General features: G+C 72.8%; 23 protein-coding genes and 1 riboswitch. Of the genes, 19 read left to right on the top strand and 4 right to left on the bottom strand.

All coding sequences use genetic code 11. The features are described from left to right. Positions 1-312: 312 nt before the first annotated feature. The 5 genes from mihF (at position 313) to metK (ending at position 4,356) form a co-directional block, all read left to right on the top strand. Positions 313-639, top strand: a complete 327-nt coding sequence (mihF, locus tag E1284_RS15190) for an integration host factor, actinobacterial type (protein ID WP_131939722.1) — start codon at positions 313-315, stop codon at positions 637-639. Between the two features lie 94 nt (positions 640-733). Beyond that, positions 734-1,321, top strand: coding sequence for a guanylate kinase (gmk, locus tag E1284_RS15185; RefSeq protein ID WP_131939727.1), 588 nt, complete (start codon positions 734-736; stop codon positions 1,319-1,321). Positions 1,322-1,347: 26 nt separating this feature from the next. Further along, the gene (gene rpoZ, locus E1284_RS15180) at positions 1,348-1,602 is read left to right on the top strand and encodes a DNA-directed RNA polymerase subunit omega (protein WP_021597645.1); all 255 of its coding nucleotides are present in this window, start codon (positions 1,348-1,350) and stop codon (positions 1,600-1,602) included. 130 nt (positions 1,603-1,732) lie between these two features. Beyond that, on the top strand, positions 1,733-3,046 hold the full coding sequence (gene coaBC / locus E1284_RS15175) for a bifunctional phosphopantothenoylcysteine decarboxylase/phosphopantothenate--cysteine ligase CoaBC (protein ID WP_131939721.1): 1,314 nt from the start codon (positions 1,733-1,735) through the stop codon (positions 3,044-3,046). Positions 3,047-3,162: 116 nt separating this feature from the next. Beyond that, positions 3,163-4,356 carry a methionine adenosyltransferase gene (metK, locus tag E1284_RS15170; protein WP_131939720.1) on the top strand — a complete coding sequence of 398 codons (1,194 nt, stop codon included), beginning with the start codon at positions 3,163-3,165 and terminating at the stop codon, positions 4,354-4,356. 55 nt (positions 4,357-4,411) lie between these two features. Here the strand turns inward: metK and E1284_RS15165 are convergent, their stop codons facing one another. After that, positions 4,412-6,082: an MFS transporter gene (locus tag E1284_RS15165; protein ID WP_243714488.1), complete on the bottom strand. Its 1,671-nt coding sequence runs from the start codon at positions 6,080-6,082 to the stop codon at positions 4,412-4,414. Positions 6,083-6,240: 158 nt separating this feature from the next. Here E1284_RS15165 and E1284_RS15160 point away from each other — a divergent pair, with 158 nt between their 5' ends. The 8 genes from E1284_RS15160 (at position 6,241) to E1284_RS15125 (ending at position 15,437) form a co-directional block, all read left to right on the top strand. Next, positions 6,241-8,358, top strand: coding sequence for a primosomal protein N' (locus E1284_RS15160; RefSeq protein ID WP_131939719.1), 2,118 nt, complete (start codon positions 6,241-6,243; stop codon positions 8,356-8,358). 16 nt (positions 8,359-8,374) lie between these two features. After that, complete coding sequence (locus E1284_RS15155; RefSeq protein WP_131939718.1) at positions 8,375-10,183, top strand: hypothetical protein; 1,809 nt, start codon at positions 8,375-8,377, stop codon at positions 10,181-10,183. Positions 10,184-10,271: 88 nt separating this feature from the next. Then, positions 10,272-10,817 carry a peptide deformylase gene (def, locus tag E1284_RS15150; RefSeq protein WP_131939717.1) on the top strand — a complete coding sequence of 182 codons (546 nt, stop codon included), beginning with the start codon at positions 10,272-10,274 and terminating at the stop codon, positions 10,815-10,817. After that, on the top strand, positions 10,818-11,744 hold the full coding sequence (fmt, locus tag E1284_RS15145) for a methionyl-tRNA formyltransferase (protein ID WP_131939716.1): 927 nt from the start codon (positions 10,818-10,820) through the stop codon (positions 11,742-11,744). It abuts the gene before it with no gap. Further along, complete coding sequence (locus E1284_RS15140; protein WP_131939715.1) at positions 11,744-13,150, top strand: RsmB/NOP family class I SAM-dependent RNA methyltransferase; 1,407 nt, start codon at positions 11,744-11,746, stop codon at positions 13,148-13,150. Before fmt ends, E1284_RS15140 begins: the two co-directional genes overlap by 1 nt. A gap of 14 nt (positions 13,151-13,164) precedes the next feature. After that, positions 13,165-14,115: a phosphatase PAP2 family protein gene (locus E1284_RS15135; protein ID WP_131939714.1), complete on the top strand. Its 951-nt coding sequence runs from the start codon at positions 13,165-13,167 to the stop codon at positions 14,113-14,115. Between the two features lie 12 nt (positions 14,116-14,127). Next, positions 14,128-14,805: a ribulose-phosphate 3-epimerase gene (gene rpe / locus E1284_RS15130; RefSeq protein WP_131939713.1), complete on the top strand. Its 678-nt coding sequence runs from the start codon at positions 14,128-14,130 to the stop codon at positions 14,803-14,805. After that, a complete protein-coding gene (locus E1284_RS15125) occupies positions 14,802-15,437 on the top strand; it encodes an HAD-IA family hydrolase (RefSeq protein ID WP_131939712.1) in 636 nt (211 codons plus the stop codon). The genes rpe and E1284_RS15125 overlap by 4 nt, the downstream gene beginning before the upstream one ends. 15 nt (positions 15,438-15,452) lie before the next feature. Here the strand turns inward: E1284_RS15125 and E1284_RS15120 are convergent, their stop codons facing one another. Further along, the gene (locus E1284_RS15120; protein ID WP_207923762.1) at positions 15,453-16,943 is read right to left on the bottom strand and encodes a P-loop ATPase, Sll1717 family; all 1,491 of its coding nucleotides are present in this window, start codon (positions 16,941-16,943) and stop codon (positions 15,453-15,455) included. Between the two features lie 169 nt (positions 16,944-17,112). Then, positions 17,113-17,243: riboswitch (FMN riboswitch) on the top strand. A gap of 71 nt (positions 17,244-17,314) precedes the next feature. On the opposite strand from E1284_RS15120, the gene E1284_RS15115 reads away from it, so the two are divergent. The 6 genes from E1284_RS15115 to E1284_RS15090 are packed head-to-tail and all read left to right on the top strand — an operon-like array spanning position 17,315 to position 21,651. Further along, positions 17,315-17,908, top strand: coding sequence for a riboflavin synthase (locus E1284_RS15115; RefSeq protein ID WP_131939711.1), 594 nt, complete (start codon positions 17,315-17,317; stop codon positions 17,906-17,908). Continuing rightward, positions 17,905-18,549, top strand: coding sequence for a nicotinamide riboside transporter PnuC (gene pnuC, locus E1284_RS15110; RefSeq protein ID WP_131939710.1), 645 nt, complete (start codon positions 17,905-17,907; stop codon positions 18,547-18,549). Before E1284_RS15115 ends, pnuC begins: the two co-directional genes overlap by 4 nt. Further along, entirely contained in the window at positions 18,546-19,781 is a 1,236-nt protein-coding gene (locus E1284_RS15105; RefSeq protein ID WP_131939709.1) for a bifunctional 3,4-dihydroxy-2-butanone-4-phosphate synthase/GTP cyclohydrolase II, read from the top strand. The genes pnuC and E1284_RS15105 overlap by 4 nt, the downstream gene beginning before the upstream one ends. Continuing rightward, positions 19,781-20,293 carry a 6,7-dimethyl-8-ribityllumazine synthase gene (gene ribH / locus E1284_RS15100; RefSeq protein WP_131939708.1) on the top strand — a complete coding sequence of 171 codons (513 nt, stop codon included), beginning with the start codon at positions 19,781-19,783 and terminating at the stop codon, positions 20,291-20,293. Before E1284_RS15105 ends, ribH begins: the two co-directional genes overlap by 1 nt. Positions 20,294-20,336: 43 nt before the next feature. Beyond that, a complete protein-coding gene (hisG, locus tag E1284_RS15095) occupies positions 20,337-21,212 on the top strand; it encodes an ATP phosphoribosyltransferase (RefSeq protein WP_131939707.1) in 876 nt (291 codons plus the stop codon). Continuing rightward, the gene (locus tag E1284_RS15090; RefSeq protein WP_243714487.1) at positions 21,205-21,651 is read left to right on the top strand and encodes a PH domain-containing protein; all 447 of its coding nucleotides are present in this window, start codon (positions 21,205-21,207) and stop codon (positions 21,649-21,651) included. The genes hisG and E1284_RS15090 overlap by 8 nt, the downstream gene beginning before the upstream one ends. A 97-nt stretch (positions 21,652-21,748) precedes the next feature. On the opposite strand, the gene E1284_RS15085 is transcribed toward E1284_RS15090, so the two are convergent. Both E1284_RS15085 and E1284_RS15080 read right to left on the bottom strand, forming a co-directional pair. Next, positions 21,749-22,387: a hypothetical protein gene (locus E1284_RS15085; RefSeq protein WP_131939706.1), complete on the bottom strand. Its 639-nt coding sequence runs from the start codon at positions 22,385-22,387 to the stop codon at positions 21,749-21,751. Further along, complete coding sequence (locus E1284_RS15080) at positions 22,384-23,784, bottom strand: selenium-binding protein SBP56-related protein (RefSeq protein ID WP_131939705.1); 1,401 nt, start codon at positions 23,782-23,784, stop codon at positions 22,384-22,386. The genes E1284_RS15085 and E1284_RS15080 overlap by 4 nt, the downstream gene beginning before the upstream one ends. Between the last annotated feature and the right edge of the window lie 75 nt (positions 23,785-23,859).

Here is a 23,859-nt window from a genome sequence, read left to right as displayed (position 1 = left end):
GCGCGGGGCCGCCGGCGGACCGGCGGAACCGCGTCGCGGGACCGCGAACGGCAGTGACATAAGGGTACCGAGTGCCGCATTTGGGGTCGGAACGGGGGGATTTTCACGATCATGCGAAAGTCCCAGCAAGGCAAGGGGATGGGCCCCCGACCCCCCCGGATTGGGTACACTCTGTATTCAGGACACTCCGGGGAGTGATTTTCGTGAATTTGTGGTGGGCTAAACGGCACTTCACGTTGCCTTATGGGTGGTGAACTCGCTAGTTTCCCAACCCGTCCGACTCCGTCGAGTGGAAACCTGAGGTGACCCGGCGTGGCTCTTCCGCCCCTAACCCCCGAACAGCGCGCCGCAGCCCTGGAGAAGGCTGCCAAGGCCCGCAAGGAGCGGGCCGAGGTTAAGAACAAGCTCAAGCACGGGGGGACCTCGCTCGCCGAGGTCCTCAAGGAGGGACAGACCGACGACATCATCGGCAAGATGAAGGTGTCGGCCCTCCTCGAATCGCTGCCCGGTGTGGGCAAGGTCCGTGCGAAGCAGATCATGGAGCGTCTGGGCATCGCCGAGTCCCGCCGTGTGCGGGGCCTCGGCGCCAACCAGCGCGCCTCCCTGGAGAGTGAGTTCGGCGGAAGTGCGAACCGCTGACGCACGACTCACGGACGGGCGCGGCGGTCAGGCCGCCGCGGCCGGTGCGGGGCGACCCGCGGCCGGCTCCATCCCGCCCGGCTCCGGCGCACCCATCACTGCGCCGGACGGCTCCAGCACGCATGGCCCGCTCGCGCGGCGGCTGACGGTCCTGTCCGGGCCGTCGGGCGTCGGCAAGAGCACGGTCGTCGCCGAGATCCGGCGCTCGCACCCCCGGGTGTGGCTGTCGGTCTCGGTGACCACCCGGGCCCCCCGCCCGGGTGAGACCGATGGTGTGCAGTACTTCTTCGTCGACGACGCCGGTTTCGACCGGCTCGTCGACGAGGGGGAGCTCCTCGAATGGGCCGAGTTCGCGGGGAACCGCTACGGCACCCCCCGCCGGCCCGTCGAGGAGCGCCTCGCCCGCGGCGAGCCGGTGCTCCTGGAGATCGATCTGCAGGGCGCCCGGCAGGTCCGCGGGACCATGCCGCAGGCGCGGCTGGTCTTCCTCGCCCCGCCCAGCTGGGACGAGCTCGTCCGGCGGCTCACCGGCCGCGGCACCGAGCCCCCCGAGGTGATCGGGCGCCGCCTCGACGCCGCCCGCGTGGAGCTCGCCGCCGAGAAGGAGTTCGACGTCACGCTCGTCAACACGTCCGTCCGGGACGTGTGCGATGAGCTGCTAGCCTTGATGGCTGACCAGTAAGCGACCTACCAGTGGAAGGCCACCGAGTGGCAGCCAGCAACGAGGGCATCACCAACCCGTCGATCGACGAGCTCCTGGAGGTCGTCGACACCAAGTACGGCCTCGTCAGCATCGCGGCCAAGCGCGCCCGGCAGATCAACGCCTACTACGCCCAGCTGGGCGAGGGCCTGCTGGAGTACGTCGGCCCGCTCGTCGAGACCCAGGTGCAGGAGAAGCCCCTGTCGATCGCGCTCCGCGAGACGCGCGAGGGCCTCCTGAACGCCGAGCCCATCGAGGGCTGAACGACCCCGCGAGGCAGCCGGCGCGGTACGTCGTGCTCCGGCCGTCCTTCGCCGGTGCCGCGGCCTCTTCCGGGCGCACCCCGGGACCCCCGGCTCGTGCGTCGCGGGGGCGTGATGGGATCGTGAGGGCATGACCTCCCGTAAGCCGCGCGTGGTGCTCGGTGTGAGCGCCGGCATCGCCGCGTACAAGGCGTGCGAGCTGCTCAGGCGGCTCACCGAATCCGGCCACGACGTCACCGTCGTGCCGACCGCCGACGCGCTCCGCTTCGTCGGCGAGCCGACCTGGGCCGCGCTGTCGGGCAACCCGGTGTCCCCGCAGGTGTGGGACGGCGTCTCCGAGGTCCCGCACGTGCGGCTCGGGCAGGGCGCCGACCTCGTGCTCGTCGCGCCCGCCACCGCCGACCTGCTGGCCCGGGCCGCGCAGGGGCTGGCCGACGACCTGCTCACCAACACGCTGCTCACCGCCCGCTGCCCGGTGGTGTTCGCGCCCGCGATGCACACCGAGATGTGGGAGCACCCGGCGACCCGGGCGAACGTGGCGACGCTGCGGTCCCGGGGCGCGATCGTGGTCGAGCCCGCGTCCGGCCGGCTCACCGGCAGGGACACCGGCCCCGGCCGGCTGCCCGACCCGGCCGAGCTGTTCGAGGTGGCGCGGCACGTCCTGGCCCGCGGCGCCGACGGCCGCGACCTGGCCGGACGGCACATCGTGATCTCCGCGGGCGGCACCCGGGAGCCGATCGACCCCGTCCGGTTCATCGGGAACCGCTCATCCGGCCTGCAGGGCTACGCGCTCGCCCGCACCGCCGTGGCCCGCGGCGCCCGCGTGACGCTCGTCTCCGCGAACGTCGCGCTGCCCGACCCCGCCGGCGCCGAGCTCGTCCCCGTCGGTTCGGCCGAGGAGATGCACAAGGCCGTGGTGGAGGCCGCCGGCGCCGCCGACGCGGTCGTGATGGCCGCCGCCGTCGCCGACTTCCGCCCGGACGGCTACCGCGGCTCGAAGATCAAGAAGGCCGAGGGGTCCGAGCCGGAGCCGATCCGGCTCGTCAAGAACCCCGACATCCTCGCGGAACTGGGGGAGACCCGCCGCCCCGGACAGGTGATCGTCGGTTTCGCGGCCGAGACCGACGACGTCCTCGCCAACGGCCGCGCCAAGCTCGCCCGCAAGCGCTGCGACCTCCTCGTCGTCAACCAGGTCGGGGAGAACCTCACCTTCGGCCGGCCGGACAACGAGGCCGTGATCCTCGGTGCGGACGGCTCCCGGACCGAGGTGCCGCGCGGCGCCAAGGAGGACCTCGCCGAGACCGTCTGGGACCTCGTCGCGGCCCGCTTGCGTCCCGCGCCCCCGGCGGAGGGATCCGGCGGGGCGGCCCCGGGGGGCGGTCCGGATCGACGGGAGACGTCCGCGCCCGGCGCGCATGGCGGTGTCCGGCACCGATCCCGCTAGACTTGCGGGCCTAGCACCCCGGGGAACCCGGGCGGGGGGCCGGCGTCCCCCGCCGAACTCGACAAAGAATCCGTCCTGCGACGTCAGTCAGCAGCCGCTGCAAGGAGTTCACGTACGTGTCTCGCCGCCTGTTCACCTCCGAGTCCGTGACCGAAGGACATCCGGACAAGATCGCGGACCAGATCAGCGACGCGATCCTCGACTCGATGCTCAAGGACGACCCGAAGAGCCGGGTCGCCGTCGAGACGATGATCACGACCGGTCAGGTGCATGTGGCCGGTGAGGTCACCACCGAGACCTATGTGGACATCCCGGGCGTGATCCGGGAGAAGATCCTGGAGATCGGCTACGACTCGTCCAAGAAGGGCTTCGACGGGCACTCCTGCGGCGTGTCGGTGTCCATCGGCGCGCAGTCGCCCGACATCGCGCAGGGCGTCGACGACGCCTACGAGACCCGCGAGGGCGAGGGCGTCGACGACCTCGACCGGCAGGGCGCCGGCGACCAGGGCCTGATGTTCGGCTACGCGACCAGCGAGACGCCCGAGCTGATGCCGCTGCCGATCACCCTCGCGCACCGGCTCGCGCAGCGGCTGTCCGCGGTCCGCAAGAGCGGCGACGTCCCCTACCTGCGCCCGGACGGCAAGACCCAGGTCACCATCGAGTACGACGGCGACCGCGGCGTCCGCCTCGACACCGTCGTGGTGTCCAGCCAGCACGCTCCCGACATCGACCTGAAGGAGCTGCTCGCCCCGGACGTGAAGGAGCACGTCGTCGACCCGGTGCTCGCCCAGTTCGACCTCGACATCGAGGGCTACCGGCTGCTGGTGAACCCGACCGGCCGGTTCGAGATCGGCGGCCCGATGGGCGACGCCGGCCTCACCGGCCGCAAGATCATCGTCGACACCTACGGCGGCATGGCCCGGCACGGCGGCGGCGCGTTCTCCGGCAAGGACCCGTCCAAGGTCGACCGGTCCGCCGCGTACGCGATGCGCTGGGTCGCCAAGAACATCGTCGCCGCGCAGCTCGCCGACCGCGCCGAGGTGCAGGTCGCGTACGCGATCGGCAAGGCGCACCCGGTCGGGGTGTTCGTCGAGACGTTCGGCACCGAGAAGGTCGCCCCGGAGAAGATCGAGAAGGCGATCGACGAGGTCTTCGACCTGCGTCCGGCCGCGATCGTCCGCGACCTCGACCTGCTCCGCCCGATCTACCAGCAGACCGCCGCCTACGGCCACTTCGGCCGGTCGGAGCCCGACTTCTCCTGGGAGTCCACCGACCGCGCCAAGGACCTGGCCTCCGCCGCCGGTCTCTGACCGCGCGCACGAGAAGGGCCCCGGGGACGTCCCCGGGGCCCTTTCGCACGTTCGGTCAGGAGGGGCAGTGGTTGCCGCGGTGCAGGCCGTAGCGGGCGGCGAGGGTGTACCGGCCGGGCTCGCGCGCCGTCAGCCGGACGAAGTCGCCCTCGCGGGCCAGGCAGGCGTCCCCTCCGGTGGCGCTCAGCCAGGGCGACCAGGAGACCCGCACGAGCACGGAGCCGCGGGCCGGCATGTCGACGACGAGTTCGCCCGCGTTGAGCTCGTGCACGGACGCGGGGGCCCCGACCAGCGGCGTCGGCCGCGCGACCTGGAACAGGCGCCAGTGCTCGTCCCGCCAGACCTCCGCCAGGTACGGCTGGCCGCCTTCGACGAGCGCGGCCTCGTCCTGCGCCGACCAGTCGACCTCCTGCTCGGGCAGGACGACGTACTGCACGGCCCACGCGTGCAGCCAGTCGCGGTAGGACGCGGGCGTCAGCGCGCCGTCCTCGTAGAACAGCCTGTGGCGTTCCGCGTCGACCTGGCGGTTCCAGCCGCGCGCGAGGACGAAGTGGCGGCTGAGGCCGGACGACTCCCAGTGCGACCGCAGCGGCACGACCTCGATCCGGGCCTTGTCCGCGCCGAGGGCGTCCAGCTCGGCGACGAGCCCGCGGGCATGGTCGGCCGCGGACGCCGCCGGCTCGGTGTGGATCAGGTCGTCGACGGGCTTCACGACCTGCCAGGACGCGGTCACGATGAACGCCAGCGACAGCACCGCGATCCGGACCCGGCCCTGCGCGCGGGCCACCGCCGACAGCAGGAACATCCCGCCGAACAGCAGCGACAGGCGCTCGACGTTGCTGCCGACCGGGGAGGGGATCAGAAAGGTCAGGATGATCCCGGTCAGGTACACGCCCGCGCCGACTCGCACGAGCGTCCAGTTCTTCGGCGCGCACAGCAGGACCGCGATGACGCTGGTCACGGCGGGCAGCACGATCGCGGTGAGCGAGATCGGCTGGACGCCGCTGAACGGGAAGAGCAGGCTCGTCGTCCCCACGACGAGGGGGAGGCCGACGGCGACGCACACGCCCGCGCGGCGGCGGCCGGTCAGGAACAGCGCGGCGGCCAGTACCAGCAGGAACAGCCCGGCGACCGGGCTCGCCAGCGAGGCCAGGACGCCGAGGACGACCATCCCGGCGGCGCGCAGGGCGGGCGTGCCGCGCGGCGTGAACACCAGGATCGTCGCCATGAGGGCGAACACCAGGCCCAGGCCGAACGTGACGCGGCCCGATGCGGTGTTGCACGACAGCGCGAACGCGGCCCACAGCGACGCGGGCAGCGCCACCGGGGCCCGGAACTTCTTGAGCAGGTACGCGGTCAGGGCGGCCGAGAGGGTGCCGGTCACCACCGCGACCGTCCGTATGCCGAACAGCGCCATCAGGTACGGCGACATGACGCTGTAGGACGCCGGGTGCATCCCGCCGTACCAGGCGAAGCTGTACGCCGCGCCGGGGTGCTCCCAGGCGAAGTCGGTCCACGCGGCCTGGGCGGCGAGGTCGCCTCCCTCGGCGGCGAGGAACAGCGCCCACACCAGGTGGAGGACGGCGGCGGCGACCGTGGCCGCGACCACCGGGTGGCGGGCCCGCTTCTTCCACTTCGTCCAGGCGGACGGAGGGCTCGCGGGACGGCGCGGCGATCCGTGCCGGACCGGGGCGTCCGCCCGCTCCTGGGCATGCGCCGGGGTCACTTGGGTATGCGCTGGGGTCACTTCGCCTGCACGGGCTCGTCGGACGGCGGGGGCGCGGAGGGGCATCGGGCAATGGGCCGGCGGGCGCGCGCCCCTTCAACCGGATCAACCCTAGCGTGCGCGTCCGGCTGTCGGGTCGGTCTGGTAGGACGGGTGGCGTGACGAAGGACGGCGGGGGAACGGACCTGATCCCGGGGCTGGACGACCTGCCCCGGGCGCCCGCCGGCAAGCCCGAAAAGCCTGGTAGGGGCGGTAAGCCGGGTACGGCGAAGAAGGCGGGCAAGGCCGGGAGGAAGGGGGCGCGCCGCCCGGCGGAGGAGCTGCCGGTGGCGCGGGTCGCGGTCGACATGTCCCTGCCGCACCTGGACCGGCCCTTCGACTACCTGGTGCCCGCCGAGCTGGACGCCGAGGCCGTGCCGGGGTGCCGGGTGCGGGTGCGGTTCGCCGGGCAGCTCGTCGACGGGTTCCTGCTGGAGCGGGCCGCCGAGAGCGGCCACGGCGGGAAGCTGCTGTTCCTGGAGCGGGTCACCTCGTCCGAGCGGGTCCTGACGCCGGAGATCGCCGCGCTGGTCCGGGAGGCGGCCGACCGGTACGCGGGCACGTTCGCGGACGTGCTGCGGCTGGCCGTCCCGCCCCGGCACGCCCGCGTCGAGGCCGAGCCCGTTCCGGAGGCCGAAGACCGTGAGACGCCGGCGCCGGCCGACGCCGGCGTCTGGGCGGACTACCCCGCCGGGCCGTCGTTCCTGAGCGCCCTCGCCGCCGGAAGGGCGCCGCGCGCCGTCTGGACGGCGCTGCCGGGGCCCGGCTGGACGGCCGCCCTGGCGCGGGCCGTCGCCGCCACGCTGAGCGGCGGGCGCGGCGCGATCGTGGTGGTCGCCGACGGGCGCGACGTGGCCCGTGTGGACGCCGCGCTCAAGGCCGAGCTGGGGGAGGGCCTGCACGTCGCCCTGACGGCCGAACTCGGCCCGGCCGAGCGCTACCGGAGATGGCTCGCCGTCCTGCGCGGTCGGGCGCGAGCCGTCGTCGGCACACGCGCCAGCATGTTCGCGCCCGTCGCCGATCTCGGGCTGGTCGTGCTGTGGGACGACGGCGACGACGTCCACGCCGAACCCCACGCGCCTTACCCGCACCCCCGCGACGTCCTGGCCCTGCGTGCGCACAGGGCGCGGGCAGGGGCGCTGATCGGCGGATTCACCAGGACCACGGACGCCACGCAGCTGGTGGAGACCGGCTGGGCGCACGCCCTGTCCGCGGGCCGGGAGCGGATCCGGACGGCGATGCCCCGCGTCCGCTACGTGGGGGAGGACGCGCAGCTCGCCCGGGACGCGGCGGCCCGCACGGCCCGCCTGCCGAACGTCGCGTTCGAGGCCGCCCGCCATGCCCTTGAGGACGGGCCGGTCCTCGTCCAGGTGCCGAGGCGCGGATACGTGCCGGGCATCGCGTGCGGGCGCTGCCGCACACCGGCCCGGTGCGAGGCGTGCCAGGGGCCCTTGTCGCTGGCGTCCTCCCATGCCGCGCCCTACTGCCGGTGGTGCGGCCGCATCGCGGGTGACTGGCACTGCCCCGAATGCGGCTTCTTCCAGGTGCGCGCCGTCGTGGTGGGCGCCAAGCGCACCGCGGAGGAGCTGGGCAGGGCGTTCCCGGGCGTGCCGGTACGGACGTCCGGCCGCGACGCGATCCTCGAGCGGATCGGCCCGGAACGCGCGCTCGTGGTGTCCACGCCGGGAGCGGAGCCGCCCGCGGAGGAGGGGTACCGGGCCGCGCTGCTGCTGGACGGCTGGGTCCTGCTGGGCCGGCCGGACCTGCGCGCCGGCGAGGAGACGCTGCGCCGCTGGATGAACGCCGCGTCACTCGTCCGGCCGCAGGGCCCGGTGATCGTGGCCGCCGAGGGGTCGCTTCCCGCCGTCCAGGCGCTCGTCCGCTGGGATCCGGTCACCTACGCGGAGCGCGAGCTGGCCGAGCGCAGGGAGGCGGGGTTCCCGCCCGCCGCGCGGATGGCCTCGCTCACCGGCTCCCCGGCGGCCGTCCGCGAGCTGCTGGCCGGCGCCCGGCTGCCCGACGGCGCCGAGGTGCTGGGGCCGGTCCCCGTCCCCGCGCCGCCGGGCGCCCCGCAGGCGGGGGCCGACGCCCAGGACAAGGAGCGCGCGCTGGTACGCGTCCCCCGCGCCGCCGGACACGCCCTGGCGCGCGCGCTCAAGGAGGCCCAGGGCGTGCGCAGCGCGCGCAAGGCCGCCGACACGGTAAGGGTCCAGATCGACCCCCTGGAGCTGATCTGACCAATAGGGTTCTCGGGTGGCCGACAACTGGGTGGAGAGCACCGCCGCCGACCTGCGGCGGTGGGCGGACGAGCGCGGCGAGACGGTGGACGGGCAGGGGGTCCTCATCCTGCTCGGTCTCGCGCGGGAGGAGATGGGGCTCGCGGGCCCGGGCGAGCTGACCCCGGACGGGATCCGCGGGCTGCTGCTGGAGGTCTTCCCCGAGACCGTGGTCGCCTCGGGCGACGACGTCCCCACCGTCCTGGACGCCCTCCGCAAGATCGTCTCCTACCTGCGCGACACCGCCGCCGTCCCCGCGCCGGACGCCGACGCGCTGGCGGCGGAGATCGACCGGGTCGAGCCCGAGTTCGCCGAGGTCGTGTCCGCGGTCGACAGCGAGGAGCGGGCGGCGGCCGCCGAGGTGATCAGCGGGCTGCTGGAGGCCGACGGGGTCTCGCTGGACGACCAGGAGGCCGTCGACGCGTGGGTGCGCGCGTTCGAGGCGCTGCCCGAGGCGGAGCGCTACGCCCGCACGGAGGAGTACCTGCGGCAGGCCGGCGAGCTGGTCGTGCCGCCGGTCCGGGGGGTGCCCCCGGCCGAGGTGGCCGCGGCGGCGCGCGGGTCCCGGCTCACCGCGGCGGTCCTGGCCCTGGCCGACTGGACGGGCGAACGCGCCCTCACCGAGCACGACACGCTGACCGATGCCGACATCGAGGCCGCCGGCGCCGCCCTCGGCCTGGACGCCCCGCGCCGCTACGGCCAGATGGAGGACGAGGGCGAGCTCGAACGGCTGTGGTGGGCCGCCGTGGAGGCGAACGTCATCACGGCCGAGCACGGCAACGCCTCCCCGGGGCCGGAGAGCGGCGGCCTGCGGTCCGATGACGACGCGGCGATGCTCGCCGCGTGGCTGCCGCTGTTCGAGGCGGTCGTCGTGCCCGGCCACGACTACGCGGACGGCCTGGACGCCCTGGAACTCGTCCAGAACGAGCTGACCGGCGTCCTCATCCACCTGTACGAGCAGGAGGAGCCGACCGAGCCGGAGATCCTGGCCGGGGCGCTGCTCGGGCATGTCGAGGAGGCCTACGACCTGTCCGACGCCGACGCCATGGCGGCCCTCGTCCGGGACGCGTTCCACCTGGAGCTGGCGACCCTTGAGGACTGGGGGATCGTCGAGCGGTCCGGTGACGGGCGCGCGCTGACGCCGCTCGGCGTGTGGGCCGTCCGGGAACTGCTGCTGGCGGACGGCTTCACCGCCCCGCTCATCGGCGAGCTGGCCGGTGCGCGGGCGTCCGAGCTCATCGACGGGCTCACCTGGTACCGGCCGGAGGCCGCCGACGAGGAGATCGACGGCTGGCTGGCCGCCCACGACCCCAAGGACGCCGCCGCCGACCTGCTGGACGTGATGCGGACCGGCGGCCCCGGCGCCCGCAACCTGGCCGCGGCCGTCCTGCACCGCATCGGCCCCGAGGCCGCCGGCGTCGTGCGCGCCGCGCAGGAGCACCCGCTCGTCTCGCCCTACGCCGCGATGTGGCTGAACGCCGTCGGCGACCCGTCCGGCCGGGAGCTGGCGCGCGAGGAGTACCTCTGGGTGTTCGTCGACACCGTCTCCGGGATGCTGGAGACCGCCGGACCCGGCGAGGCGGTCGAGGCCGCCCTGATCGACGCTCCGCCCGAGGCGGAGATGAGGGCCATGGTCGACGAGCTGTGGCGCACCGACCACCCGGGCGCGGCCGACGTCCTGGAGGCCCTGGGCGCGCACCATCCCGACAAGGCGACCGCCAAGGCCGCCCGTACCGCCGCCTACAAGGCGCGCTCCGCGCGCCAGAGCGCGCACCGCGGCGTGTGAAGCGGCGTGTGAACCCGGGGCGGATGTCTCCGTAGACTGGACGGATACATCCCGTTCGCTAGAAACCTCGCAGGAATCGGAGTCCCCGTTGGCCGTCAAGCCCATCCGCCTCTTCGGCGACCCCGTGCTGCGCACGCCCGCGGAGCCGGTGAAGGACTTCGACAAGGAGCTGCGCCAGCTCGTCAAGGACCTCACCGACACGATGATCGACGCTCCGGGCGCGGGCCTCGCGGCGCCGCAGCTCGGCGTGGGCCTGCGGGTGTTCACCTACTACGTCGACGACATGCTCGGGCACGTGGTCAACCCGACCCTCGACCTGTCGGACGACCAGGAGACCGACGACGAGGGCTGCCTGTCCCTGCCCGGCCTCGCGTTCCCCACGCCGCGGTCGGTCGGGGTCGTGGCGAAGGGCTTCAACATGCACGGCGAGCCCATCACCCTGGAGGGCACGCATCTGCTCGCGCGCTGCGTCCAGCACGAGACCGACCACCTCGACGGGATCATCTTCATCGACCGGATGGACCCCGAGCAGCGCAAGGCCGCGATGAAGGCCATCCGGGAGGCCGAGTGGTTCGGCGACCCGGTCCCCGTCGTCAAGGCGTCGCCGCACCGGACCCTCGGGAAGGCGATCTAGGTGCGCCTCGTCTTCGCCGGCACTCCCGACACCGCGCTCCCGGCGCTGACGGCGCTGCTGGGGTCCTCGCACGAGGTGGCTGCGGTCGTGACCCGCCCCGACCGGCCCGCGGGCCGTGGGCGGCATCTCAGCGCCTCGCCGGTCGCCGCGCTCGCCGCCGAGGCGGGGATCGAGGTGCTCAAGCCGGCCAAGGCCCGCGACCCCGAGTTCCTCGACCGGCTCCGCGCGATCGCGCCCGACTGCTGCCCGGTCGTCGCCTACGGGGCCCTGCTGCCCCGCGAGGCCCTCGGCATCCCCCGGCACGGCTGGGTGAACCTCCACTTCTCGCTGCTGCCGGCGTGGCGCGGCGCGGCGCCCGTGCAGCGCGCGATCCTGCACGGCGACGACGTGACCGGGGCGGCCACGTTCCAGATCGAGGAGGGGCTCGACACCGGCCCGGTGTACGGGGTCCTCACCGAGCCGATCCAGCCGGACGACACGTCCGGCGAGCTTCTGGGGCGCCTCGCCGTCGCCGGCGCGACCCTGCTGCTCGACACGATGAACGGCATCGAGGCGGGTGTGCTGGAGCCCCGGCCGCAGCCGACCGAGGGCGTGTCCCACGCGGCGAAGCTGACGCCCGAGGACGGCCACGTCGACTGGCGGAGCCCCGCACTGCACATCGACCGTCTCGTGCGCGCGTGCACGCCCGCCCCCGGCGCGTGGACGAGCCTCCGCGACACGCGGGTCAAGCTGGGCCCGGTCCGCCCGGCGCCCGACGCGGACGCGCTGGAGCCCGGCGAGATCCGTCCGGGAAAGAACGAGGTACTGGTGGGAACGGCCACGCATCCCGTCGTGCTCGGCGACGTCCAGCCGCAGGGCAAGCGGCGGATGGCCGCGGCCGACTGGGTCCGCGGGGTCGACCTCACCGGCAAGGACGCACTGCACTGATGCCGCCCGCCCGCAACCGCCGACACGTCCAGAACCGCAGGCCGGGCGGCCCCCGCAAGACGGGCCGCCCCCAGGACCTCGTCCGCCGCACGGCGTTCGACGTCATCCGCGCGGTCGAGACCCGCGACGCCTACGCCAACCTCCTGCTGCCCAAGCGCCTGCACGACCGCGGCCTGACCGGCCGCGACGCCGCCCTCGCCACCGAGCTCACCTACGGGACGCTGCGCGGCCGCGGCACCTACGACGCGGTCCTCGCGCTGTGCAGCGACCGGGAACTGCGCCGCGTCGATGCCCCGCTGCTGGACGTCCTGCGCCTCGGCACGCACCAGATCCTCGCCACCCGCATCCCGCCGCACGCGGCCGTGGGGACGGCCGTGGAGCTGGCCCGTTCCGTCGCCGGCCCCGGCCAGGCCAAGTTCGCCAACGCGGTGCTCCGCAAGGTCGCCGGCCGCGACATGGACGCCTGGCTGGAGATCGTGGCACCGCCCGACGCCGACGCGACGACCCGCCTCTCGGTCGCGCACAGCCACCCGAAGTGGATCGTGTCCGCCCTGCGCGACGCCGTCGGACCGGACGAGATCGGTGAACTCCTCGCCGCCGACAACGCCCGCCCCAGGGTGACGCTGGTCGCCCGCCCCGGCCGGGCCACCCTGCAAGAGCTGCGGGAGGCGGGTGCGGAACCCGCCCTCTACTCGCCCTACGCCGCCGTGCTGCCCGAAGGGGACCCGGCCGCCATCGCCGCCGTCCGCGACGGGCGCGCCGCCGTTCAGGACGAGGCCAGCCAGATGGTCGCCCTGGCCCTGGCCAAGGCTCCCTTGGACGGCCGTGACGCCCGTTGGGCGGACCTCTGCGCGGGCCCCGGAGGCAAGGCGGGCCTGCTCGCCGCCCTGGCGAACCAGCACGACGCACGGCTCCTGGCCGCCGACGTCCAGCCGCACCGTGCCGCGCTCGTCCAGCGAGCGGTCGACGCCCGTACGGGCGTGGTCGCCGCCGACGGAACCCTCCCCGCGTGGCGTCCCGGGGCCTTCGACCGGGTCATGGTGGACGCGCCCTGCACCGGCCTGGGCGCGCTCCGCCGCCGCCCCGAGGCCCGCTGGCGCCGAGGCCCCGAAGCCGTCGCCGAACTCGGCCCTCTCCAGCGGAAGCTGCTCGCCACCGCACTGGAGTCCGTGCGGCCCGGCGGTGTGGTCGCCTACGTCACCTGCTCACCCCACCTCGCCGAGACCCGTGTGGTGGTGGACGACGTCCTGCGCAAGCGCGACGACGTCGAACGGCTCGACGCACCCGCGGTCCTCACGTCGCTCAGCCCGGACCTCACCGGCGTGGGCGACGGCCCGTACGCCCAGTTCTGGCCGCACCGCCACGGCACGGACGCGATGTTCCTGGCCCTCCTGCGCCGCACTTAGCCCCTGGGAGACGCGTGCTGACCGACTTCATGCTCTTCATGTCGTATCTGGGCAGCTCGGCCTTCTACGTCCCGCTGCTCGTCGCGCTGTTCTGGTGCGTGGCGCCGCGCCTCGCCGCGCGGGCGTCGGTCGTCCTGCTGTTCGGCGCGCTGCTCAACACGCTCCTCAAGCTGGTCTTCCACGCGCCGCGCCCGTACTGGACGGATCCCGCCATCAAGGGCAGGCAGTCGCTGTCGTCCTTCGGCATGCCGTCCGGCCACGCCCAGAACGGGATCGTCGCGTGGGGGTTCCTCGCCGCCCAGACCGGGCGGCGGCTCCTCTGGGCGGGCGCCGCCGTCGTCATCGCCTTGATCGGGGTGTCCCGGGTCTATCTGGGCGTCCACTCGACCGGCCAGGTCCTCGCGGGCTGGGCCATCGGCCTGACCCTCCTGGTGGTCGTCCTAGCGCTCGAACCCATCGCCGTCCCGTGGTGGACCAGCCGCCATCTGGCCGTGCAGATGGCCCTCTCACTGGTCATCTCCCTGCTGCTGCTGGCGGCGGCCTGGGGCGCGTGGCAGCCGCTGGAGAACTGGCAGTGGCCCCAGGCGTGGGCGGACGCCGTCAGAGCGGCCGGAGGCCACACGCCCCCCGTCACCCTGACCGACTCGGCCCGGGCCTCCGGCGCACTCTGCGGGGCCCTCGCGGGCCTGTCGCTCCTTGCGGCACGCGGCTGGTTCGACCCCGGCGGGCACGCCTGGCAGCGCCTCGCCCGCCTCCCCGTGGGCCTCGCCGGCGCCGCCGCCATAGCCGCGCTCGACCTGCTGCCGGACGGCACGAACATCGCCCAGGCGTTCGCCGTCCAGACGCTCCTCGCGCTCTGGGTCACCGCGGGCGCGCCCGAGGCGTTCGTCCGGCTCCGGCTGGCCGCCCGTCCCACCCCCGGTCTCACCCGGCCGGGTGACGATCGGGCCGAACTGCACCAATAGACTCATGGCATCATGGCTCCGCAGATCTCACCCAGCATCCTGTCCGCCGACTTCGCCCGTCTGGCCGAGGACGTCGAGCGCATCGCCGACTCCGCCGACTGGGTCCACGTCGACGTCATGGACAACCACTTCGTGCCCAACCTCACCCTCGGACTGCCGGTCGTCCAGGCGCTGCTGAAGCACAGCAGGCTGCCGCTCGACTGCCACCTGATGATCGAGGACCCCGACCGGTGGGCGCCCGAGTACGCGGAGGCGGGCGCGAAGAGCGTCACCATCCACGCGGAGGCGGCCAAGGCCCCCATCCGCACCCTGCGCGCCATCCGCGCGGCCGGGGCCCGCGCGGGACTCGGCGTCAACCCGGCCACCCCCGTGGACGGCTTCGAAGACCTCCTCGGCGAGGTCGACATGCTCCTCCTGATGACCGTCGAGCCCGGCTTCGGCGGCCAGAAGTTCCTCGACGTCGTCCTGCCGAAGGTCCGCCGCGCCCGCGAGCTCATCAAGGGCCGCGACCTGCCCGTCTGGCTCCAGGTCGACGGCGGCGTCAGCGCCGAGACGATCGAGCGCTGCGCGGAGGCCGGCGCGGACGTCTTCGTCGCCGGCAACGCCGTCTACGGCGCCGACGACCCGGTGGAGGCGATCCGCAACCTCCGCGCCCAGGCCGAGGAGGCCACGGCCAAGGCGAACTGGTGATCCTGCGCTGCGCCGCCGTCCTGTTCGACGTGGATGGCACCCTGGTCGACTCCACACCCCTCGTCGAGCGCGCGGCCCGCGAATGGGCCGCCGAGTACGGCATCGACCCGGACGAGTTCCTGTCCGATGCCCACGGCCGCCGCACGGGCGACCGCGTCGCCGACTTCCTCCCACCCGACCGGGTCCCTAAAGCCACCGCCCGCCTGGACGCCCTGGAATCAACGGGCACGGACGGAATCACCGCCCTCCCGGGCGCGATGGACCTCCTGGCCGCCATGAACGGCCTGCCCCACGCCTTCGTCACCTCGATGGACAGGCAGCAACTGAAACTCCGCACGACCGTGGCCGGCGTCCCGGTCCCACCCGTGGTCGTCTCCGCCGAGGACGTCCGGGACGGCAAGCCGGACCCGTCCGGCTACCTTCTGGCCGCGGCGCACCTGGGCGTGGACCCGTCCGCCTGCGTGGTCATCGAGGACGCCCCCGCCGGCATAGCCGCGGGCCGTGCCGCCGGGGCCACCGTCCTGGCGGTGACCACCAGCCACGACCGCTCCGTGCTCACCGCGGCCCACCACATCATCGGGGACCTGACCTCCGTGACCACGACCCCGGAGGGCGTCCGCCTCGCGCTGTGACCCGCCCGTGCGGGATCAGGCGTCCCCGGCCGTGAGGCCGAGCGAGGCGCGGAACATGTCGTGGACGCGGAAGCGCTGGACGGCCGCCAGGTTGAGGTGCTGCGCCTGGTGGCTGCCCAGGAACGGCCCGCCTCCGGTGGGCTGGGCGGTGAGCAGCCCGGACCGCCACAGGATCTCGATGAGGTCGTTGGGGTCGCGCAGCGGCAGCCACGACTCCGTGCCGTGCGTGGGGAGGTCGCCGAAGGCCAGTTCCAGGCACAGCAGTTCGAGTTCCTCGCGGCCGATCGTGTGCGGGCGGCTGCGGAACACCTCGAAGACGCTCAGCAGCCCCGGGTACTGGGAGCGGTACTCGGCGGCGATGTCCTTGGTCCGCTCCGCCGAGTAGCCGTACTCGGACCGCTCGATCGCCGCGTACGGGACGGGCAGCGCCGAGACGCGCCCCCTGGCCTGTTCGAGGGCCTCCGAGCAGAACTGGATGAGCTCCCTCGGCCGGTACAGCGTCCGGTCGACCATGTAGCCGAACGAGGCGCCGCGTTCCCGGCCCGGCGGTGCGGAGAACACCGCCGACCAGCAGGCGCTGTCCCCGGCCCGTTCGAGCGCCTCGATGTCGAAGCCCTTCTCGCGGGCGGAGTACCGGATCCGCCTGGCGATCAGTTCGAGCAGCGACTCCTCCGACCAGTGGATCTTCTCCAGCAGGTCGCGGTGCTTCTGCGCGTCCTCGTAGAGGGCCGGGATGTCGTCGTACAGCTCCTGCCGCAGCGACACGTACACGCGCAGGTTCCGGTGCAGCCCGTTGATCGACACGCACGCCTGGAACAGCCCGGACACGAACGCCTTGGCGTCCTCGGAGGAGTCCCAGCCGCGGTCCAGCTCGTCGACGACCACCGCCACCCGCTGGCCGTCCAGCACCCGCTGCAGCGCCGGCAGCAGGTTGTGGATCTCCTCCAGCTTGTACAGCCGGTCCAGCTCCCGCGTCCGCACCCCGGCCTCGATCGGGCCGATCTTGATGGCCTCCAGCCGCTTGAGGTAGGACACCAGCAGCGACAGCGTGCCGAGCTGCTGCGCGCCGTGGTTGTCCCTGATGTACCGGTGGATCTCCCGGCCGCCGCCCTTCGTCAGCCGCATCCCCTTCCTGGCGAGGGCCTTCATGACGAGGACGTAGATCAGGTACTTCCAGGCGGCGGCGTAGGCGCCCGTCTTCGCCCACGAGCCGGCGTGCTCGGCCTCCATCGTCGAGCCGAGCAGCTCGTAGGAGTAGTCCTCGGGGGAGAGCTCGATCACGTGGCTCCCGGCGGCGCGCTCCCGCCTGGCCAGCACCTTGAAGATCGCGCTCTTCCCGGACCCGCGGTTGCCCATCAGGATCGTTTTCGCCCCGGACCGGACGCGCTGGTACGCCGGCGACTCCACGAAGTACTTCTCCAGCCCGCGGGAGATGTCGCGTTCCGCCGAGGGAGTCCCGAAGTCGAGGACGTCGAGGATCTTGGGCGACAGGGACAGCTTGGCCATGGGTCTTCCCGAGTCCGCGGCGTACGTTCCGCAAACGAGTTTCACCCGCCTCCCGGCCCGCGGCAAGACCTGCCGCGCACGGGTCGGACGTTCGCCCCGCAGGCGGCAGTGGCGATGGTCACATGGGGCTCGGAATGGAATGCATGGCACACTGGTTGGCAAAGCATGAACGCGTGCTCCGGGGTCGGTGAAATTCCGAACCGGCGGTGACAGTCCGCGACCCGGCCGAAGCCATCGGCCGGTTGACCCGGTGGGATTCCGGGACCGACGGTGAAAGTCCGGATGGGAGGCAGCGCGCGGTACGCCCCTGGCCAGAGGCGTACGACGATGTATGAACGTCCCCCGGAGCCCTGAACTAGGAGGCCCGGGAGATGTTCACCGGCATCGTCGAGGAGCTCGGCGAGATCGTCGCGATCGACCCCCAGGGGGACTCGGTCACGCTCGCGATCCGAGGCCCGCTCGTCACCGAGGACGCCGTCCACGGCGCGTCGATCGCGGTCAACGGCGTCTGTCTCACCGTGGTGGACGTCAAGGACGGCGTCTTCACCGCCGACGCCATCAAGGAGACCCTCGACAAATCGAGCCTCGGCGCGCTGGAACCCGGCTCCAAGGTCAACCTGGAACGTCCCGTCCGGCTGTCCGACCGGCTCGGCGGGCACCTCGTGCAGGGCCACGTCGACGGCGTCGGCGCGATCATCTCCCGCGAGCCGGGGGAGCGGTGGGACGTCGTCACGGTGTCCCTGCCCCCCGACCTGAGCCGCTACCTGGTGAACAAGGGCTCGATCACCATCGACGGCATCAGCCTCACGGTGGTGGAGGCCGGCACCGACCGGTTCAGCGTCGCGCTCATCCCGACCACGCTCGCCCTCACCACGCTCGGCCACAAGCAGCCCGGCGACCCCGTGAACCTCGAAGTGGACGTCGTCGCCAAGTACGTCGAGCGCATGATGGGCGGCCGGTCGTGAGCTGGCTCGGCGCGGGTTTCGAGGTCTTCGGCGAGCACATCCTGTGGACCGACCTGGTCGGCAACGTGCTCTCGCTCGCCGTCGTCTGGCTCGCCATGCGCAAGACCCTCTGGACGTGGCCCGTGCAGCTCGCCGGCGCACTGCTGCTGCTCGCCGCCTCGCTGCACGCGAACGTCCCGGGCAACGCCCTCAAGCAAGTGCTCTTCTGCGGCCTCGCCGTCTACGGCTGGGTCATGTGGACGCGCGGACGCCGGAACACCGGCGGCCTCGCCGTCCGGCAGGCGACCCTCAGGGAACGCGCCGTCCTGATCGGCGCGCTGCTCGCCGGCACGGCCGTGGTCGCCCAGCTGTTCACCCACCTCGACTGGCTGCAGATCGCCTGGTCGCCGTGGGCGAACGCCTACATCTTCGTCGGCAGCGCCGTCGCGACGTTCGCGCAGAGCCGCGCGCTGGTCGACTTCTGGATCGTGTGGGTGCTCGTCGACCTGGTCGGGGTGCCGCTGGCGCTCAAGTCCGGGCTGTACGTCTCCGGCGCGGTCTACGGGATCTTCTTCGTGATGGTGATGGCCGGGTTCAGGAACTGGCTCCGGGAGTCCCGGGGCGTGCAAACCCCCACGGCAGGTAAGGCGGTGACCGCATGAGCGGCAACGACATCAACGACGGCAACGGCATCTTCGACTCCATCGAGGCGGCGATCGAGGACATCGCGGCGGGACGTCCCGTCGTGGTCGTCGACGACGAGGACCGCGAGAACGAGGGCGACATCATCTTCGCGGCGTCCAAGGCGACGCCCGAGCTGCTGACGTTCACGATCCGCTACACCAGCGGCGTGATCTGCGTTCCGATGGAGGGCGAGGACCTCGACCGGCTGCAGATCCCGCTGATGACCGCGCAGAACACCGAGCGGATGCGCACCGCCTACACCGTCAGCGTGGACGCCCGCCTCGGCGTCACCACCGGCATCTCCGCCGCCGACCGCGCGCGGACGATCCGGACGCTGTGCGACTCGGCGTCCGAGCCCCGCGACCTCGTCCGGCCCGGCCACATCTTCCCGCTCCGCTACCGGGAGGGCGGCGTCCTGCGCCGCCGCGGCCACACCGAGGCCGCCGTCGACCTCGCCCGGCTCGCCGGCCTCGCGCCCGCCGGCGTCCTCGCCGAAGTGGTGAACGAGGACGGCACCATGTCGCGCCTGCCCGAGCTCCAGATCTTCGCCAAGGAGCACGGGCTCAAGCTGATCTCCATCGAACAACTCGCCGAACACCGCCGCCGCACCGAGAAGATGGTCACCCGCGTCGTCGAGACCCGGCTGCCCAACCGGTTCGGCATGTGGCGCGCCGTCGGGTTCTCCAGCGCCATCGACGGCGGCGAGCACATCGCGCTGGTGCTCGGCGACCTCGGCGACGGCGACGACGTCCTGATCCGGGCGCACTCGGAGTGCCTCACCGGCGACGTCCTGCACTCCGAGCGCTGCGACTGCGGCACCCAGCTGGACGCCGCCATGGAGCGCATCTCCCAGGAGGGCCGCGGCATCGTCCTCTACCTGCGCGGGCACGAGGGACGCGGCATCGGCCTGCTGGCCAAGCTGAGGGCGTACGCGCTCCAGGACAACGGCTCCGACACCGTCGACGCGAACCTGGAGCTCGGGCTCCCCGCCGACGCGCGCGAGTACTCCAACGCCGCGCATATGCTGCGTGACCTGGGCGTACAGTCGGTGCGGGTGCTCACCAACAACCCGGACAAGCTCAAGGGCCTGGACGGCTTCGGCGTGGACGTGCGCGGACGCGAGTCCATGCCGGTCATCGTCACCCAGCACAACCGGCGCTACCTGACGGTCAAGCGCGACCGTCTCGGACACCAGATCGAGGGACTCTGATGAGCGGCGCGGGACGCCCCGAGGACAGCACCGTCGACGCGGCCGGGCTGACGCTCGGCATCGTCTGCACCCGCTGGCACGGCCACATCACCGACCGGCTGCTCGACCGGGCGCTCGCCGCGGCGAAGGCGTGCGGCGTGGACGAGCCCGTCGTGGCCCGCGTCGCCGGCGCGCTCGAACTGTCCGTGGTCGCCCAGCAGATGGCCCGCGACCTCGACGCCGTCGTCTGCCTCGGCGCGGTCATCCGGGGCGCCACCGCCCATTTCGACTACGTCTGCGACTCCGTGACCACGGGTGTGACCCGTGTCGCGCTCGACGAGTCGACTCCGGTGGGCAACGGGGTCCTCACATGTGACACCATTGAGCAGGCACTGGAACGCAGCGGGCTGCCGGGCAGCTCCGAGGACAAGGGATGGGAGGCGACTGTGGCCGCACTCGACACGGCACTGACCCTGCGAGGTCTGCGGCATCACGGTCACGCCGGGCACGGCCCGGAGCATCGGAGCTCCTGAACCACCCGGTATCCCGTACGCATCCTCATCGAAAGGCAAATCCGTGCTGTCACTCGTCCTGCCCAAGGGGTCGCTGGAGAAGGCGACCATGCAGCTGTTCGACGCCGCCGACCTCACCGTCCAGCGCTCGTCGGACCGCGACTACCGCGCCTCCATCGACGACCCGCGCATCGACCGGGTCCGGGTCCTGCGCCCGCAGGAGATCCCGACCTACCTGGAGCAGGGGCTGTTCGACCTCGGCATCACCGGCCGCGACTGGATCACCGAGACCGACGCCGACGTCGTCAGCCTCGGCGAGCTGAAGTACTCCAAGGCGACCGCCAACCCGGTCCGCGTGATCATGGCGGTGCCGGACGGCGCGCCGTGGCAGTCGGTGGCCGACCTGCCGGAGGGCGTCCGGATCTCCACCGAGTTCCCGGCGCTGACCAAGCGGTTCCTCGACCAGCACGGCGTGAAGGCCACGGTCGTCCCGTCCTACGGCGCGACCGAGGCGAAGGTGCCCGACATCGTGGACGCGATCGTCGACCTCACCGAGACCGGCTCGTCGCTGCGCAAGAACGGCCTGCGCATCCTCGACACGCTCCTGACCAGCTACACCGAGCTGGTCGCGAACCGCGACGCCTACGAGAACGCCGACAAGCGCGCCGCGATGGAGGACATCTCCCTCCTGCTGCAGGGCGTGATCCGCGCCCGCGGCAAGGTGCTGCTGAAGCTGAACGTCGCGCAGGGCGACCTGCAGAAGGTCCTCGACATCATGCCCGCGATGGCGTCGCCGACGGTCACCTCGCTCGCCGGCGGCGAGTCGAACGCCGTCGAGTCCGTCGTTGCCAAGCGCGGTGTCAACACGCTGATCCCGGCCCTGAAGGCGGCTGGCGCCCACGACATCCTCGAGATCCCCATCACGAAGATCGTTGGCTGAGACACCGGCCCTGCCGACCGTGTGGCGCCCCCGCACCACCCGGATCGTGGCCTACACCACGGCGGGCGTGGTCGTCCTCGGCCTGATCGCGCTCGCCGTGGTGGTGCCGGAGCAGTACAAGACCTTCGACCGGGTCCTGATGGTCGGCTTCGGCGCGGCCGTGGCCTGGATCCTGCACATGCTCGCCCGCTGCCGCGTCACCGCCGACGAGTCCGGCGTCACCGTCGTGAACGCCTTCAAGACCCGCCGCCTCGAATGGCCGGAGATCCTGGACGTCAGCATGACGGTCGGCGACCCCTGGCCCACCCTCGACCTGTCGGACGGCACCTCCATCGGCGCCATGGGCATCAACGGCGCCGAGAAGGCACTCGCCGCCCGCCAGCTGGCCGAACTCCAAACCCTCCTGCACGCCCGCGGCGAAGCCCCCGACCCCGCCTGAGGGTGTCTGGTCTAGGCGATTGCCAAGATCGGGAGCGCGGTCGTGTGCGAGGGCCGCTGGAACCGCGGCGACCGGCTTCGCGGACTCGCCGTGGTGGTCACAGGGCGGTGAAGAGGGTGAAGGTGCCGGCGCCGATGAGGGCCACGGCCCAGACGCGGTCGAGGTTGAACCAGGCGCGGCGCAGGATCGCCAGGCCGACGATCTCGTAGACGAGCACCGCGATGACGCCCGCGACGACGAACATCGCGAGGGTGTGCACCGCGGTGACGAAGACGCCGGTCGACAGGGCGCTGCCGGACGACGACGCCAGCCCGTGGTCGTGGTGCGCCGGGGCCGTCCCCGAGGCCGTGAGCACGGGCAGCAGCATCAGCCCGGCGCCGTGCATCGACGACATCAGGAACGACCAGCCGGCGAGCTGCCACAGCGAGATCCGCATGCCGACCCAGCGGAAGTGCCGCTGCGCCAGCAGGTGCCAGAAGCCGAACCCGACGAGCACGACACCGCCGCCGATCGCGACCGCCTGCGTCGCGACCACCGAGCGGGTGAGCGCGATGAGGATCGCGACGGCGCCGACGGACGCCGCATGGCCCGCGGCGATCGCCGGAAGCGACTGCAGGACGAGCTTCCTGCTGCGCTCCTGAAGACCGCGGGCCACCGCGAACAGCCACCCCATCGCGGGGTTGAGACCGTGGAACGCGCCGAGCGCCACCAGGGCGGCGAGCGACCCGTCGTTCACGGGTAGCAGTAGGAGTCAGAGGAGGCGTCGCCGCCCTGGAGGCGGGTCTGGTGGGGGCGGCGGCCGCGGAAGGCGTCGCCGTTGGGGAAGAAGCGCTCGTCGAAGGCGAAGGCGTCGGGGGTGGAGTCGAGCTTCGCCATCCACGCGCCGACGCCGTCCGGGTAGAACTGGTCGTCCCAGGAGCCGTAGAGCGAGTTGGTGACGTACACGCGCTTCCCGTCGCGGCTGATCTCCACCATCTGCGGGCCGCCCGCGAGCGGGCGGTCGGGCGCGGCGGGGTGCGGCGTCTTGTTGACGATGCCGCCGATGCGGACCGAGCCTGCCTCGACCGGGTTGAACGGGTCGCTGACGTTGTAGCGCTTCAGTTCGCCGGTGCCCCAGCACGACACGTACAGCCACTGGTCGTCCACCGACAGGTCGATGTCGGTGACGAGCGGCGGCACCGCGCCGAACGGCTGGATCACCGGGGGCAGGGCGGAGGCGTCGGCGGGTTCGGCGGGAATGGTGATGACCTTCGTCGCCGCCCAGGCGTCGCCGTCGCGGTGCCACACCCAGACGGACGCCGACAGGTCCTCGACGCTGACGACCACGCCGGCGAACCCGTACAGCTTGGTCGGGTCGTGCGCGGGACGCAGTTCCAGGACCATCTGGTGCTCGTCGCCGAGGTCGACGGTCTGGACGTGCTTGCGCTTGCGCAGGTCGAAGAAGTTCAGCGAGTGCCCGTACTTGCGTCCTAGCAGGAGTTCGCCGACGACGCCGTCCTCCACCATGGAGGGCGTGCCCCACTCGGACGTGATGAGGACGTCGTGCGCGATGTGCCACCACGCGTCGTAGGCGAGGTACTGCGGCCCCCGGTCGACCTCCCAGCGCCCGAGGACGTCGAACGAGGTGTGGTCGAGCAGCGCGATCCCGCCCGGTCCGTCCTCACCGCCGGCCCCGCCGAGCGCCGTCAGGTAGAGGCCCTCGGGCCCGCAGTGGACGGTGTGCGGCCGCGAGTACCCGGCGCGCTTGGCCAGCTCGTCCGGCTCCAGCACCTTGACGATCTCGGGTGCGGTCGGGTCGTCCTTGGTGTCGATCACGTACACCCGCGACGACCGCAGCCCCGGCACGATCAGGTACCGGCGCTCGACGTGCGGGTGCGGCGAGCCGGGGCACAGGGCGCTGCTGCACGCGTTCCACCCGAAGTGGTGCAGTTCGTCGCCGAGATAGGGGAGGTCGGTCCACCCCACCACCGAGCCGTAGGAGCCGGAGCCCGGATCCACGTCCAGGACCGCGATCGCGTCCGGCTTCTCCGCCGCGCGGTCGAACGCCGCCACGTACGCGAGCCTCTCCGCCGGGGCGGAGGCCGCGTCGCGCGGGGACGCGTAGAAGGTCGGGTCCGGCTTCCACAATGCCATGATCGTCCTTTCCAGCGGCTGACCGGGCGCCGTGCGGCGGCGCCGGTCGGGTGGCCGACGGCGGTGCGGCGGGTG

Origin of the sequence: Actinomadura bangladeshensis (assembly GCF_004348335.1) — a bacterium.
GTDB lineage: Bacteria > Actinomycetota > Actinomycetes > Streptosporangiales > Streptosporangiaceae > Spirillospora > Spirillospora bangladeshensis.
Note: the sequence above shows the minus strand (reverse complement) of the source record. Positions and strands in the feature narration are given on the sequence as shown.